Raw genomic sequence first — 14,922 nt, forward strand, 5'->3', positions numbered from 1 at the left:
GGGATAGGAGCTTCGTTGGCGCATGGAAATCCTGGCGATAAGGGTGATCGCGTCCGCTTAAAAATAGGCGGACACCATCGCCCTTAATTCCGGATTTCTGAAGGTGTGTTCGCTGGCCGCTTACGGTTATGCGACTCACGCTCTCTATAATGAGTCACCGGCCATGCCTAGAGCGCTTGTTGTGTCAACTTCCCCTGATCAAGAATTTGCTGTCGTTTTACGCCGTGCTTCAAACTGCGATCTAGAAGATCTGGTAGCCATTCGGATTGAAGCCATGCGCGAAAGCCTGGAGCGGCTTGGGCGGTTTGATCCTGATCGCGCGCGCGAACGGTTTCATAGTGGTTTCGACGCTAGCAGCACGCGCCGCATAGAAGTATCAGGTGATATGGTCGGTTTTGTTGTTCTCAAAGACCATCAAAGCGAGCTTCTGCTTGACCACTTGTATGTGATACCTAGCGCCCAAGGAGCAGGGATAGGCACCGAAGTTCTCACTCAGATTTTCAGAGAGGCGGATGAGATCGGACGCCCTATTAAGGTTGGCGCTCTCAAAGAAAGCGCTTCAAATCGCTTTTATATTCGCCATGGTTTCGTATTTGTCGAAAGCGGTGAATTTGATAATTATTATGTCCGCGCCAACAGTAATACCGTTAGTTTGGGTAACTAGGCGAATCTTGATACGGTGACCAGTCAAAGGTTGTACAGCCAGATGGGCATCAACCTGTGCGGCAACAGGTCGGAAATATCACTCGCCCGCTGCGTCGGCAGACGCGTGAGAACGTCTTTCAGATATCGACCTGAGTCATGCATCGTGACTTCGGTGTACGCTTACGCATCGGGCATGTGAAATTGAAGAGCTGCTGCCGCATAAATGGCAACTCGGTTACGTTCCAGTTATCGCCTTCATATCGCTCGTAATCCCATTGGTGACCCGTCTGGCGGAACAAGGATTAGACCGGGTCGGCCTAGTGAAGCTAACTTGAGCGGCGTCCAGTCAGCGCCGGGGCGACGCGATCACGCATGTTCCGCTGCCAACATTAACCTGAACTGAGAAATGATCTTTGAAGATAGCCCGGCCCCTTCGAACACTGCGCAGGTGAAGCTAATGGGTGCAGGGCCTGGAGCAGTTATGATGCGGTCTGCAACCACAGCGACCGGACTGCTTCGATAAAGCGTGCGCCCTTCATAACCTACGGCATTCTGTTGTAAGAAGTCAGCGCTGTTCGAGGTATGAGGAACCGTGTCGAGAAGCCCGGCCCTGGCAAGTGCCAGCGTTCCCCCACAGATACCTGCAATTGTCGCCCCACTTGAGCGACTGGCATGAAGAAAGTCTCGAATATCCGGTGCTTCTGCACGCTCCCAGATCGTTCCTCCAATGATGACAACAACGTCCGGTTTCCAGTCCAGACATTGCTGCAAACTGCTATCAACCGTTACAGCCAATCCGCCCTGCGAGCAGAACTGCCCCGTAGCAGGAGCGAAAAACCTGACGTCGATCCCGTAAAACGGTGACGCAGTTCCAGCAATGAAAGCATATTCCCAGTCCGCAAAACCGGGTGTCAGTATCAAACCCACACGTGCCATCAGTCAGAATCCTCCATGAATGCCAATAACGAATGGCGACAATAAACAGACATCAAGGCTGCTTCGGGTCGGTTGCTGCGCCTTATGATAGGCAGCAATCGGCCAAAAACGGCCTGTCGATAACGCTTGATCAGAACGCCGTCTTCACAACCCTACGCTTCTAGACGGCGAGCAAGTGTACCGCCTTCAGTTTGTCATTGATGCTGCGTTTCACGTACAAACTCGATGAGCGCCTGTAGCGCCGGCGGTACGTGATGCCGGTTGGAATAATGGATAAAAAACCTGCTTGGCAGGGCTTTCCAGTCTTCAAGAATTTCCACCAACTGCCCCTGCGCTATGTACTCCCTTGCCATCTCCTCATACACGTACGCGATCCCGGTACCGTCCTTCGCGGCCTGGATCATCATGGTGTCATCTCCCAGTATCAACGGCCGCGTCACGGCCAGGCGCATGGGCAGGCCTTCGGCAAGACACTCCCATTTGTACAGTTTGCCGCTGGGAAAGCGTCTGCCAATGCAAGCGTGTTCAAGCAGCCTCTGTGGCGTTTCCGGTGTCCCGCACCCCACGAGATAACCGGAGGCAGCAACTGTGACAAATCACCTGGGGAGAGCCCTCCGGGACAGCGACCAGTTCACCAGTGAGGATTTCGCCGAAGTGCACGCCTGCATCGAACCCTTTGTCGATGATGTCGCTCAACCCATCGTCAGTCACCAGCTCCACATTGATGCGTGGGTATTGCCTCCCTTCAACCGCCGTATTCAGCCTTGATGCGCGATATCGAGGATCAAAACCTGCCTTATTGTGCAACGGCGCAGGTTGGAGTGATTGCCTACTCGACTTTACAATCTGGCCTACCGACCGCAAGCCTGACCCGTGAGCGGATTGCACAGTTGTCCGACGACGACTGGCGAAAATCGCGTAGCGCCGACTTCCAGGAACCTCGCCTCAGCAATAACCTCGCTTTGGTAGAAGTCATGGCAAAAATTGGGGCCAGACATGAGGTCAGTGCGGCGGCCGTAGCCATCGCTTGGGTACTACGTGATCCGGCAGTCACCGGCGGTATCGTAGGCGTACGTCGGCCCGACCTAGTCCATGAATGGATTGAACGATGCCACCAGCATTCGTCTTAGCCACGCTGAAATAGAAGAAATGAGCCCCTATTTACCTGAAGGTAGAGGGACAAATGTACCCAGCAGCGCGGCCTGAGTAACCAATGTCAATCAATTGATACGTTGCTGACATAACCTCTATTGCGGGAGGTAAGGGATGACCGCGAGCGATAGGGATCGCGGCCGACAAAGCAGACACCGCCGGCCCCTTCTGCTTGGCAGCGTGTGATCTCAGGAGTCAGCTGATGGCTCCTGGAGATCCTGCCGGTTACCTGGCAGCAACAAACAGTCGAGCCACGAAGATAGCCAGTTGATTCAATAGCTCGCGTCTAGCGGTCTGTAGTTGTTCACACATGACGCTTAAATCTACGTTGGGTACTTCTTCAAAAACCACAAGTACATCCTGAAGGTTGGCATCAATTAGACCTGTGGTCATCGGCTCAAAATACTCGCGAACTCAGATTGGGCCGCAACTCCTGCGCGAGTTCAATTAACGCGCGCAGTCGCGCCGGCACGAAGCGATGGCCCGAGTAGTAGAGCCTCAACCCACCAAACGACGGGCACCACGGGATCAATACCGGCACCAGGGCGCCGCTTGCCAGTTCTTCCTGGATGAACCACTCGGAAATGAAACCAATGCCAAGGCTCAACAACACGGCCTGTTTGATTGCCAGCATTTCGTTGGAGGCGAAGCACACTGGCAGATCCATCTGTACTTTCTGGCCATCGCGCTCCAATTCCCACTGGTATAGGCCACCATGGGTCATGCGCATACCGATACTCCGGTGGGTGAGTAGATCTCGCGGATGCTCGGGCACGCCGTGGCGTTCGAGGTACTCGGGCGTTGCTACCACGAGCATCCGGACGTCACCCGACAGTGCCATGGCAATCATGTCTTGCGGCACAGACTCTGCCAGGCGAATCCCGGCGTCGAAGCCACCGGCGATGATGTCGACCATGCTTGATTCGCTGACGATGTCGATGCGTACTTCGGGATAGCGCTGCGCGTACTGCTTCAATAACGGCTCCAGCAACAAGTAGGCCGCGCCATGCGGTGCATTGATGCGCAATGTGCCGCTGGGTTCATCGGGGCCGACGCTGGCCTCTTCGCCGGTACTCTTGATCTGTGCCAACGCAGGTGCGATGCGTGCCACATAGCGTTGGCCGATGTCCGTGAGGGCAACACTGCGCGTCGAGCGATTGAACAGACGTACCTTCAGGCGTGCTTCCAGACCAGCCACCGCGCTGCTCACGGCGGTAGTGGACATGCCCAATTCCTGTGCAGCGCCGCGAAAACTGCTGCGGCGCGAAACGGCCAGTACGACTTCCAGCTCGGTCATTCCTGATCTGTGCATGGATTGTCCTGAATATAAGGAAGGTTCATATGCCAAAGGATGGCTTATCGGATTAATGAACCCTTCATAGACTTCATCACAATGGCTCGATTCAGGCGAGTCATTTTGAGCGAGGAGTCATCATGCAGCGCATTGAACACATCTACATCAACGGCGAGTTCGTTACGCCACACGGCCAGGAATGGTTCGACCTTCATAACCCGAGCACCGAGGAAGTCATTGGTCAGGTTCGGTTGGGCGATGCATTGGACGCACAGCGTGCCATCGCAGCAGCCAAGGCGGCGTTCCCGGCGTGGGCTCGTACAAGCCGGGAAGAACGCATTTCGGTATTGCAACGCATGCACCAGGCCGTGGCGGCAAAAGAGGAAGAACTGCTGGAAGCCATCCTCGTGGAATACGGCGCACCTGCGAATCGCGCGCGCTCGATGGCGACTTACCCGGCCGATGTGATCGCGCAAGCAATCGATGCACTGGAGGCGTTCGATTTTGAGGAGCAGGTTGGCATGGCCAGGGTCATTCTGACGCCCGTGGGCGTTGCCGGTCTGATCACGCCCTGGAACAGCAATGCGGGTTTCATCTGCAACAAGCTGGCCACCGCGCTGGCAGCAGGCTGCACTGCCGTCATCAAGCCAAGCGAGATGAGCGCGTTACAGACGCAGGTCGTGGTCAGTGCGTTGCACGAAGCGGGGCTGCCACCGGGTGTATTCAATATCGTCAACGGGCGAGGCGATGTAGTAGGTGAGGAAATCGCCCGTCATCCCGATGTTGCCAAGATCTCGTTCACGGGGTCGTCCGCTATCGGGCGACATCTGGTAAAAACCGGTGCTGACACCATGAAGCGTGTGACGCTCGAACTTGGCGGCAAGTCGCCCACCGTGGTGCTTGACGATGCGGATTTCCACGCAGTGATGCCGTTAGTATTGCAAACCGGATTTCTCAACAGCGGCCAGGCTTGTATCGCGGGCACTCGCATCCTCGTGCCACGCAGCCGGTTGGCAGAGTTCGAGCGGATTGCGAAGGAGGGTGTCTCACAGATTCAATCGGCTGATCCGCGAAACGCCAACACCGACATAGGCCCGATGGTGAGCCTGAAACAATGGGAGCGGGTGCAGCGCTACATCCGCACTGGCCACGAAGAAGGCGCGAGGTTGTTGGCAGGTGGCGAAGGTCGCCCGGAAGGCTTGCATGCCGGATGGTTCGTGAAGCCCACGATCTTCACTGATGCCAACAACCGGATGCGCATCGCGCGTGAGGAAATCTTCGGCCCCGTGCTGACGATCATCCCCTACGAGGATGATGCCGATGCGATCAGCATTGCCAACGATACGGACTATGGGCTGAGCGCCCTGGTGCTGGGAAAAAGCTCCGAACGTTGTATGAACGTCGCCCGTCAGATCGATTCGGGACGCGTGCTCATCAACACCTTGGCCCACGAACCACGTGCCCCCTTCGGTGGATTCAAGCAATCAGGGCTTGGGCGCGAAATGGGCAAGTGGGGGATGAGCGCGTATCTGGAGCCCAAGACATTACTCAGGTACGACCCGTTGGAATGACTGGGCCAGTGGGGTCCGAAAGGCAGGGTTGCGCAAATGGCAGAAAAGATGCGGAAACGATCCGTGTAGGTCGAAGCAGAAGTCTCAAACCCCATAAACGACAAAGCCCCGAATAATCGGGGCTTTGTCGTACATAAGATGGCGGAGGCGATGGGATTCGAACTCATGGACCTGTTACAGTCGACGGTTTTCAAGACCGTTGCCTTAAACCACTCGGCCACACCTCCGTTGCGTTGCGGGCGCCATAATACCTGAATGAAACACACTGTCAAACTCTCTGCATGGCTTGTTACAGAGCGTCTGTTATGATCTTTGCGACTGAACGTTTCAAACCAACAGGAGTGTCGCCATGCGCGAACAGGATTACGCAGTTAATAACAGCGTGCAGGCTGAGCAGCTAGAGGTTAGCCGCGTCCTGCGCAACACTTATGGCCTACTGGCTCTCACCCTCGCATTCAGCGGTGTGATGGCTTTCGTTGCCCAGCAGATGCGCGTTGGCTACCCGAACATTTTCGTGGTGCTGATCGGCTTCTACGGGCTGTTCTTCCTCACCAACAAACTCCGTGATTCCGCTTGGGGCCTGGTGTCCGCGTTTGCGCTCACCGGTTTCATGGGTTTCCTGCTCGGCCCGATCCTCAACCGTTACTTGGGTATGCAGGGCGGCGCTGAAGTGGTCAGCTCGGCGTTCGCGATGACTGCACTGGTGTTCGGTGGTCTGTCGGCTTACGTACTGATCACCCGCAAGGACATGAGCTTCCTCGGTGGTTTCATCACCGCTGGGTTCTTCGTGTTGCTGGGCGCAACGCTGGCCAGTTTCTTCTTCCAGATCAGCGGCCTGCAACTGGCGATCAGCGCAGGTTTCGTGCTGTTTTCGTCCGTCTGCATCCTGTTCCAGACCAGCGCCATCATCCACGGCGGCGAGCGTAACTACATCATGGCGACCATCAGCCTGTATGTATCGATCTACAACCTGTTCATCAGCTTGTTGCAGATCTTCGGCATCATGAGCCGCGACGACTGATCGCAGCCCGCTTCAACAAGAAACCCGCTTCGGCGGGTTTTTTGTTGCCCGAGAAAAAGGGTTGTGGCTATTGACTCTCGAAATGCCGGGAAAGGCTGGCATCTTTTGAAATGACCTGCAGCCTTGAGCATGCAAGAACGGCTGCCAAAACTCAGGCCCGCCTTCTGAAGCACCAACACGAGCTGCGCCAGTGGTACTAGAGGCTGTGGCAGCATTGCGGTCCGTTAGCGGCCAGACCTACACATCAGGTATCGACATCGACCTCGGCGCCTCCACCATCGGCAGGTCTGGAAAGATCCGAGCAATTGCGCCCCAGGCCTGCAACAACTGCTCGAATAAACAGCTGTAGCCTCTGGATGTCTTGGCGTCCGGAGGTTTCAATCAGTTGACCACGATGCTGCCGTCGGCCTGTTGTTTGTAAATCGTATAGGGCAACAGCAAAGTGTCGAGGATGCCCGAGGCGGCCGCATCGACTAACAGGCCGAACGAGGCGTTGTTGTGGCTGAACGCATCGACGTCTTCCGGCTTTTCTGCGTGCAGCATGCAGAAGTCGTAGGTCACGCCGCTGTAGATTCGGGGGACGGCGCCGCAGTAGGTTTTCTTGGTTTTGAGCTGCTCGGTCGCACTCTTATCGCTCAAAACAACGGTCTGTACCGTGCCGCACCCGGTCAGCAACATCGCTACCAGCATCAATGCCTGAATTTTCATACCGCCAATCCTTGCCGGAAAAACCTCAATCTACCCCGATCTTGCGCCCAATGCACTCAAGCCATCGGTGGCAAACGACGCTTGACCGGGGTCTTCTTGACGATTGCCGTATTGGTTTCGGCCAGGGTATTGAGGCGATCGAGCAGGGTGTCGAGTTGCTCCATCGAGCGCACATGCAGTCGGGCGATAAAGCAGTCCTCGCCCGTCACCTTGTCGCACTCGGTGAATTCTGGAATCGACATGATCTGCCGCTCAACCTCTTGAAGCTGCCCCGGCAGCGGACGGACGCGGACGATGGCCTGTAATTGATAACCGAAGCACTTCGGATCAATCTCCACGGTAAAGCCCTTGAGCACGCCGCGTTCTTCCAGGCGCCGCAAGCGCTCGGCCACGCTGGGCGAGGACAGGCCACTGATCTGTGCCAGCGCCTTGAGCGAGCGCCGGGAATCTTCCATCAGTGCGCTGATGAGTATCCGGTCGATATCGTCGGTCATGAATTCAACTCCAGTATTAGGCTGTTTGCGTAAATAACCCGCGATAAGAAAGGCAGAAATCGAGTTTAGCCTGTTTATTGCGCTGGAGCGGCCGCGTGCCTGCTTGGCATACTTTTGCCACGCTTTCCTCCAACGTAAAGGAGATTTGATGATGGACAACACACTTCGTCGTGGCTCAATCGAGATGACCGCCGCCATGCTGATATCCGGGACAATCGGCTGGTTCGTGCTGATGTCCGGGCAGCCGGTGCTCGATGTGGTGTTCTGGCGCTGCGTGTTCGGTGCCGTCACCTTGCTGTTGATTTGCGCGGCGTTCGGTCTTCTACGCCCGGGCATTGTGACCCGCGCCACGTTCTTGCTGGCGGTACTCAGCGGCGCGGCGATTGTCGGTAACTGGGTATTGTTGTTCGCCTCGTACTCTCGGGCTTCGATTGCCATCGGCACGGCGGTGTACAACGTGCAGCCGTTTATGCTGGTCGGATTGGCAGCATTGTTTCTCGGCGAGAAAATCACCTTGCAGAAGCTGTTCTGGCTGGGGATTTCATTTATGGGGATGCTGGCGATTGTCAGTGCCCACGGCCAGCAAGGCGAGGGCGGTGATGACTATCTGATCGGCGTCTCCCTGGCGTTAGGCGCGGCGCTTCTCTATGCGATGGCAGCGATGATCATCAAGCGCCTGACTGGCACGCCGCCGCACCTGATCGCACTGATTCAGGTGTGCACCGGGGTACTGCTGCTCGCGCCGTTCGCGCATTTCAGCGAGTTGCCGCAAGCGCCGGGTGCGTGGGCCAGTCTGCTGGCGCTGGGCATCGTCCACACCGGCCTTATGTACGTGCTGTTGTACGGCGCGATTCAGAAGTTGCCGACCGCACTGACCGGCGCACTGTCCTTCATCTACCCGATTGCCGCGATTTTCGTCGACTGGTTCGCCTTCGGCCATCGCCTGGAAGTGCTCCAGTGGGGGGGAGTGGCCGCGATCCTGCTGGCGGCCGCCGGTATGCAAAGGGGGTGGGGGTTCAAGAGTCGGCGACTGGTAACGCCGTAGCCCTCAGATGTTCCAGCGCGGCGCGGTTTTCGCCAAGCGCTGGCGCATCTCAGCGACGTTCGCGGCGAGTTGCCGGGTCAACAAGCGATAGCCATCCAGCGGGCTGTAGACGGGGGCGTCAAGGCTGGCATCCGGCAACTCCAACGAGCGATCCAGTCGCTGCGTTGCGCCGGATTTCAGGGCGCGGGCCATGCCGATCAATTGCACGCGAATCTGTCGGTGCTCGGCCTGCAACGCCGATTGCAGGTGCGCCATGGCGTGCGGGTCGTTGGCATCCGGGCGGGTGTTGCCGAGGATCTCCAGCGTGCTGATGCACATGCGCAGGTTGCGCTGAATCGCATCGAGCTCTGTCATCGAGACTTTCACTTCCTTGGACACCGACGGCATCAGAGAGCGCAGTTGCACCATTACACCGCTCAAGCGCCCCATCAGTTTCAGATGCTCATCAGCGCTGACCGCTTGGCCACTGATGATCCGCCCATACACGGTGGCGCAGTCGCGCAAGGCGTCGGCCAGTTTGTAGCGCCAGGAATACACCGCGTACAGCGGCAGGGCGAAGGAGAACGCCAGGGCCAGCGCAATGCCGATCAGAATATCGACCCCACGCCATAACCCGTCAGTGATCGGATTGTCGCCGTGCCCGGCGACAATGAAAACGGTAATCGCCGAGAGCAGGGCGGTGTAGCCACCCTTGCCGATGGCGTGATAGGAGAAAAAACCGCAGACCACCGCCATGGCGAAGTACGTCAGCCACGGCATCCCAAGCCACGCCTGCTGAGCCACCAGCAGCAAACCCACACCGGCGCCGATCAAGGTGCCGGTGGCGCGTTCGGCGGCTTTCTTGCCGATGTTGCCGTGGTGCTGCAAACCACCGATCACCACCAGCATGGTCACGGACGCCCACTCGCCGTGGGGCAGGTTGATGCCGGTGGTCAGCAGGATGGTCGCCAACAACCCCAATGCCACCCGCACCGCGTGGATCAGTCGGGCGTGTCGGTAGCGCCGATACGGGTCCAATAACGGACGCAGGATTCGGCGCAACAGCGGTGGCAGTCGGTGGTTGCTGAACGTACTCAGTGCATGGCCCTCGTCAGAAGATGTAATCGGTGGTCAGGAAGCTCGAATCGCGTCCTCGAATGATTTCGCTGATCAGATCCTTGTTGCTGTCCTGGTACTTGGTCGCCACCAGTGTGCGGATCGAAAACACCCGCAGTGCATCGTGTACCGACAACGTACCTTCGGCGGAGTTCTTGCGACCGTTGAACGGATAGGTGTCCGGGCCGCGCTGGCATTGGGCGTTGAGGTTAATCCGTCCGACCTGATTGGCGAAGGTGTCGACCAGACGCCCGACCGCTACCGGGTTGGTGCCAAAGATACTCAGTTGCTGACCGAAGTCCGATTCCAGCACGTAATCGATCACGGTATCGAGATGGCGGTACGGCACGATCGGCACCACCGGGCCAAACTGCTCCTCCTGATAGATGCGCATCTGCGGATTCACCGGGTACAGCACCGCCGGGTAGAAGAACGACTCGCGGGATTCACCGCCGTTGGGGTTGACCACCTCGGCGCCCTTGCTGCGCGCATCCGCCACCAGAGCATGCAGATAATCGACCTTGCCCGACTCTGGCAGTGGCGTCAGCGACACGCCGCTGTCCCACGGCATGCCGGGTTTGAGCGTAGCCAGTCTGGCGTTGAATTTCTCTATGAAGCTATCAACGACATCCTCATGGACAAACAGGATCTTCAGCGCCGTGCAGCGTTGGCCGTTGAACGACAGCGAGCCGGTGACGGCTTCGCTGACCGCATTGTCCAGATCGACTTCCGGCAGGACGATGCCGGGGTTCTTTGCATCCAGCCCCAACGCGGCACGCAAACGGTGAGGTTTGGGGTGCAGTTTTTTCAGGTCGCTGGCGGCTTTGTTGGTGCCGATGAACGCGAAGATATCGATTTTGCCGCTGGCCATCAGCGCACTGACGGTTTCGCGGCCGCTGCCGTAGATCACGTTGATCACGCCCGTGGGGAAGCTGTCGCGAAACGCTTCGAGCAAGGGACGAATCAGCAGGACGCCGAGCTTGGCCGGTTTGAACACCACGGTGTTGCCCATGATCAGCGCCGGGATCAGCGTGGTGAAGGTCTCGTTCAGCGGATAGTTGTAAGGCCCCATGCACAGGGCCACGCCGAGCGGCACGCGGCGGATCTGGCCGAGCGTGTCCTGTTCCAGCTCGAAACGGCTGGAGCGGCGGTCGAGTTCTTTCAGGGCATTGATGGTGTCGACGATGTAGTCGCAGGTACGGTCGAACTCTTTTTCCGAGTCCTTGAGGTTCTTGCCGATCTCCCACATCAGCAGTTTGACCACGGCATCACGCTGCTGACGCATCCGGCCGAGGAAGGCTTCGACGTGCTGGATACGTTCGGCCACACGCAGGGTCGGCCACAAGCCCTGGCCCCGGTCGTAGGCGCGGACGGCGGCGTCGAGGGCGGTGAGGGCGGTGTCGGCGTCGAGCAGCGGTGTGCTGCCGAGGATCACTTGTTCGTCGCCGTTCTCGCCGTGATTCAAGTACACCGGGCTGCGCACGGTGGCGAGAGGGCCATCCCAGCGGCGCAGTTCGCCGTCGACCAGGTATTCGCGTTGCTCGACCTGACCGTCGAGGCGGTATTTTTCCGGGATGTCGCTGACAGAAGGGAACAGGTTGCCAAGGATATTTGCTGTGGTCATGTCGCTACCCCGTGTTGGATGTCCGCGTGCATTTGGAAAAGTCTGTACAGGTTATACGCCTGAATGCGCCGAAATTTAAACCTGCAAATGTCACCTGAATGTCACGCAGAGGCGCGGAACAGAGCTTTAAGGCACATATGAAACCTCATCCCGGCTTTGGACCGTGGTGTGTCGAAAATCCGCTGCTGGCCCCCGAAGCCCCCCTCACTGTCCCGCAATGCCCTCAACCCGCTGACGTGCCTGCCTTAAGGTTTGATCACAACAATAAGCGGTATCCCACGCGAGGATCGTTATGCGGGCATTGCGGTTTACCTTCCTGATGGTGCTGTCGATGGCACTGCTCGGTTGTGGCGATGAGGTCAAATCCCCAGCCCCCCCCAGCAGCGCCACCCCCGCCGATCCGGCGCTGGCGCAGATCTACAGCAACAGTTGCCAACTCTGCCACGCCAATCCCGCGGCCAATGCACCGCTCACCGGCGACCGTAAAGCGTGGGAACCGCGTATCCAGCAAGGTGCCGACACGCTCCTGGACCACGCCATCAACGGTTACAACGCGATGCCGCCGATGGGCCAATGCGTCGAGTGCACCGAAGACCAATTCCTGCAATTGATCGGTTTCATGGCCGACCAGCCCCTCCCTCAATAAGGTGCCCGGCATGACGATGGATTTGACACGGCGTCAGTTGTTGCAACGGGCAGGCATCTTCGGCGCCTTCACTGCGTTGGCGAGCAACCCGGCCCTGGGCCAGTTGATGCGCGCGCCACGGCTGATTCCCTGGCGCAACTGGTCGGGGGGGCAGAGTTGCCTGCCGGCGGCGCGACTGGCGCCGAAAAACCTCGATGAACTGACGACGTTGATCCGTCATGCCCAAGGCAAAATCCGCCCGGTCGGTTCGGCACATTCCTTCAGTGCTCTGGTGCCCACCGACGGCACGCTGATATCGCTGAGTTACTTCAACGGTCTGCTCGACCACGACCCGAAAACCCTGCAAGCCGAATTCGCCGCGGGCACTCCGATGTCGCGCATGGGTGTGCCGTTGAAAGAGATCGGCCAAGCCCTGCACAACATGGCTGACATCGATTATCAAACCCTCGCCGGAGCGATTGCCACCTCGACTCACGGCACCGGCAAAACCTTTCAGTCCTACTCGGCTCACGTCTGCGGCCTGCAACTGGTCACGGCCAACGGCGAGGTGCTGGACTGCGACAGTCAGCGCCATCGCGAAGTGTTCAACGCCGCTCGCGTCTCCCTCGGTGCGCTTGGCGTGGCGACAAGAATCCGTTTGCAAAACCGCCCGGCCTATCGTTTGCGCGAAACCCAATGGATCGCCAGGACCGAAGAACTGCTCGAAGATCTGGACAAGAACACCCGTGAAAACCAGCACTGGGAAATGCTCGTCGTCACCCATTCCGATTACGCCTTGTCCATCGCCCTCAACGAAACCGACGACCCGGCCACGCCACCGATCAGCCCTGAAGAGGAGGGCGGCAACGCGTTCGTGACCCTGATCGAGAAGATCGACAAGTACGGCAGCGACTTCCCTGATTTGCGCCGCACGCTGCTCAACAACCTGCGGCATCTGGCGAGTTTCGATGAGCGGGTGGGCGACTCGTTCGACATCTACGCCAACGTACGCACCGTGCGTTTCAATGAGATGGAGTACTCGGTGCCCGCCGAACACGGCCCAGCGTGCCTGCGCGAAATCCTCAAGCTGATTCAGGACAAAGACCTGCGCACCTGGTTTCCCATCGAGTACCGCTACGTCAAGGCTGACAACATCCCGCTGAGCATGTTCGAGGGCCGCGACAGCTGTTCGATCTCGGTGCATCAGCACTATCAAATGGACCACCACAACTTTTTTGCGGCCGTCGAGCCGATCTTCTGGAAGTACAACGGCCGGCCACACTGGGGCAAGTTGCATACGCTCAATGCGAGCACCTTGCAGCCGCTGTACCCGCGCTGGCGTGAGTTTGTCGAGGTGCGTCAGGCGCTGGATCCCAGCGGGCGGTTTCTCAATGCGCATCTGTCGTCGATATTGGGGGTGAGCTGATGGCGATCAATCGACGCAATTTTCTCCTCGGCACGCTGGGTGTCGGCGCTTTGTCAGTGGGCGTGGGCGTCTGGCTGCGACCGAGTGATCGGGGCGGCCCGTACAGCGAGTATTTCCGCGCGCTGAATAAAGAGTTGAAGGACAACGGACCGATGCGCCCGGTGTTGTTGATCGATCTGGATCGCCTCGATCACAACATCGACGTGGTGATGCAGTCGGTCAAACGCGGCGGCAAGCAATTGCGTCTGGTGGAGAAATCTCTGCCGTCACCGGGGTTGTTGAGCTACATCGCACAGCGGGCCGGGACGCAAAAACTCATGTCGTTTCATCAGCCGTTTCTCAATCACGATGCTGTCACGTTTCCCCAGTCCGACATCCTGCTCGGCAAGCCGTTGCCGGTGAGGTCGGCTGAGCTGTTTTATCAAACCCACAAAGGTCCGTTCGACCCGTCGAAGCAATTGCAATGGCTGCTCGACGGGCCTGAACGGCTGCAGCAATACCTGGCGTTGGCACAGGGGCTGGGCACGCGGATGCGCATCAACATTGAACTCGATGTCGGCCTGCATCGCGGCGGCGTCAGTGATGTGAATGTGCTTGGGCAGATGCTCAGCCTGATCAGCACCAATGCGCAGCATCTGCAATTCGCCGGGTTCATGGGTTACGACCCGTTCGTGGGCATGGGCGTGCCGGACATTCTCGGTTCGCCCGAAGAGCTGTTTGCCAAGGTCATGATGCGTTATCAGCGTTGCGTCGATTTCACCCGGCAGCAGTTTCCCGCGTTGTGGCACGACGGCTTGTGTCTTAACACCGCTGGCAGTCCGAGTTATCGCATTCATGAAAACGAGAAGCTCAGCACTGAAGTTTCGGTGGGGACGGCGATGCTCAAACCGACCCACTATGACCTGCCATCGCTGGTCGAGCACGAGCCAGCGGTTTATATCGCCACCCCGGTATTGAAAAGCACGGGCGCGGTGAACATCCCTGCACTGGATGACCAATCGAAGCTGTTTTCGTGGTGGGACACCAACCAGCGGCAGACCTTTTTCATCTATGGCGGCAACTGGATGGCCGAATTTGAATCGCCACCGGGTTTGCAAAGCAACAGCGTATACGGTCGCAGTTCCAACCAGGAGATGGTCAACGGCTCCAACGCCGTGGGCCTGACCCTCGAAGACCAAGTCTTCCTGCGTCCGACTCAGACCGAAGCCGTGCTGCTGCAATTCGGGGACTTGTTGGCGGTGCGCGGCGGAAAAATCGTCGACATCTGGCCGGTCTACACCTGAAAA

General features: G+C 58.1%; 13 protein-coding genes, 1 tRNA gene and 3 pseudogenes. 8 read left to right on the plus strand and 9 right to left on the minus strand.

Features of this window, described 5'->3' with window-relative positions:
• The first annotated feature begins 163 nt into the window (after positions 1-163).
• Positions 164-664: a GNAT family N-acetyltransferase gene (locus AACY11_RS24455; RefSeq protein WP_339495908.1), complete on the plus strand. Its 501-nt coding sequence runs from the start codon at positions 164-166 to the stop codon at positions 662-664.
• Between the two features lie 23 nt (positions 665-687).
• Here the strand turns inward: AACY11_RS24455 and AACY11_RS24460 are convergent.
• The 3 genes and pseudogenes from AACY11_RS24460 to AACY11_RS24470 form a co-directional block, all read right to left on the minus strand.
• Positions 688-804 (minus strand): annotated as a pseudogene (locus AACY11_RS24460) (transposase domain-containing protein); the annotation flags it as partial.
• 207 nt (positions 805-1,011) lie between these two features.
• Positions 1,012-1,581 carry a DJ-1/PfpI family protein gene (locus AACY11_RS24465; RefSeq protein ID WP_339495909.1) on the minus strand — a complete coding sequence of 190 codons (570 nt, stop codon included), beginning with the start codon at positions 1,579-1,581 and terminating at the stop codon, positions 1,012-1,014.
• Positions 1,582-1,775: 194 nt separating this feature from the next.
• Positions 1,776-2,319: pseudogene (locus AACY11_RS24470) on the minus strand (LysR substrate-binding domain-containing protein); the annotation flags it as partial.
• Here AACY11_RS24470 and AACY11_RS24475 point away from each other — a divergent pair.
• Positions 2,316-2,787, plus strand: a pseudogene (locus AACY11_RS24475) (aldo/keto reductase); the annotation flags it as partial. The pseudogenes AACY11_RS24470 and AACY11_RS24475 overlap by 4 nt on opposite strands.
• Before the next feature lie 343 nt (positions 2,788-3,130).
• On the opposite strand, the gene AACY11_RS24480 reads toward AACY11_RS24475, so the two are convergent.
• The gene (locus tag AACY11_RS24480) at positions 3,131-4,045 is read right to left on the minus strand and encodes a LysR family transcriptional regulator (protein WP_339495910.1); all 915 of its coding nucleotides are present in this window, start codon (positions 4,043-4,045) and stop codon (positions 3,131-3,133) included.
• Between the two features lie 122 nt (positions 4,046-4,167).
• Between AACY11_RS24480 and AACY11_RS24485 the strand changes: the two genes are divergently transcribed.
• The gene (locus tag AACY11_RS24485) at positions 4,168-5,598 is read left to right on the plus strand and encodes an aldehyde dehydrogenase family protein (RefSeq protein ID WP_339495911.1); all 1,431 of its coding nucleotides are present in this window, start codon (positions 4,168-4,170) and stop codon (positions 5,596-5,598) included.
• A 139-nt stretch (positions 5,599-5,737) separates the two neighbouring features.
• Here the strand turns inward: AACY11_RS24485 and AACY11_RS24490 are convergent.
• A tRNA-Ser gene (locus AACY11_RS24490) sits at positions 5,738-5,825 on the minus strand.
• A gap of 122 nt (positions 5,826-5,947) precedes the next feature.
• Here AACY11_RS24490 and AACY11_RS24495 point away from each other — a divergent pair.
• Positions 5,948-6,619: a Bax inhibitor-1/YccA family protein gene (locus AACY11_RS24495; protein WP_008081508.1), complete on the plus strand. Its 672-nt coding sequence runs from the start codon at positions 5,948-5,950 to the stop codon at positions 6,617-6,619.
• 381 nt (positions 6,620-7,000) lie between these two features.
• Here the strand turns inward: AACY11_RS24495 and AACY11_RS24500 are convergent, their stop codons facing one another.
• The gene (locus AACY11_RS24500) at positions 7,001-7,327 is read right to left on the minus strand and encodes a YceK/YidQ family lipoprotein (RefSeq protein ID WP_339495912.1); all 327 of its coding nucleotides are present in this window, start codon (positions 7,325-7,327) and stop codon (positions 7,001-7,003) included.
• A 56-nt stretch (positions 7,328-7,383) separates the two neighbouring features.
• Entirely contained in the window at positions 7,384-7,821 is a 438-nt protein-coding gene (locus AACY11_RS24505) for an Lrp/AsnC family transcriptional regulator (RefSeq protein ID WP_339466709.1), read from the minus strand.
• 151 nt (positions 7,822-7,972) lie between these two features.
• On the opposite strand from AACY11_RS24505, the gene AACY11_RS24510 reads away from it, so the two are divergent.
• A complete protein-coding gene (locus tag AACY11_RS24510) occupies positions 7,973-8,866 on the plus strand; it encodes a DMT family transporter (RefSeq protein ID WP_339495913.1) in 894 nt (297 codons plus the stop codon).
• A 3-nt stretch (positions 8,867-8,869) separates the two neighbouring features.
• Here AACY11_RS24510 and AACY11_RS24515 read toward each other — a convergent pair whose 3' ends face one another.
• Together AACY11_RS24515 and AACY11_RS24520 are read right to left on the minus strand one after the other, a co-directional pair.
• Entirely contained in the window at positions 8,870-9,910 is a 1,041-nt protein-coding gene (locus AACY11_RS24515; RefSeq protein WP_339466723.1) for an FUSC family protein, read from the minus strand.
• 46 nt (positions 9,911-9,956) lie between these two features.
• Positions 9,957-11,585, minus strand: coding sequence for an NADP-dependent glyceraldehyde-3-phosphate dehydrogenase (locus tag AACY11_RS24520; protein ID WP_339466705.1), 1,629 nt, complete (start codon positions 11,583-11,585; stop codon positions 9,957-9,959).
• 292 nt (positions 11,586-11,877) lie between these two features.
• On the opposite strand from AACY11_RS24520, the gene AACY11_RS24525 reads away from it, so the two are divergent.
• From AACY11_RS24525 to AACY11_RS24535, 3 genes are all read left to right on the plus strand, one after another.
• Positions 11,878-12,231, plus strand: a complete 354-nt coding sequence (locus AACY11_RS24525) for a c-type cytochrome (protein WP_339495914.1) — start codon at positions 11,878-11,880, stop codon at positions 12,229-12,231.
• 76 nt (positions 12,232-12,307) lie between these two features.
• Positions 12,308-13,636, plus strand: a complete 1,329-nt coding sequence (locus tag AACY11_RS24530) for a D-arabinono-1,4-lactone oxidase (RefSeq protein ID WP_339495931.1) — start codon at positions 12,308-12,310, stop codon at positions 13,634-13,636.
• A 74-nt stretch (positions 13,637-13,710) separates the two neighbouring features.
• Positions 13,711-14,919, plus strand: a complete 1,209-nt coding sequence (locus AACY11_RS24535; protein WP_339495933.1) for a DSD1 family PLP-dependent enzyme — start codon at positions 13,711-13,713, stop codon at positions 14,917-14,919.
• Positions 14,920-14,922: the final 3 nt, after the last annotated feature.

The sequence above is a fragment of the Pseudomonas sp. RA_105y_Pfl2_P56 genome (assembly GCF_963970845.1).
Lineage (GTDB): Bacteria > Pseudomonadota > Gammaproteobacteria > Pseudomonadales > Pseudomonadaceae > Aquipseudomonas > Aquipseudomonas baetica_A.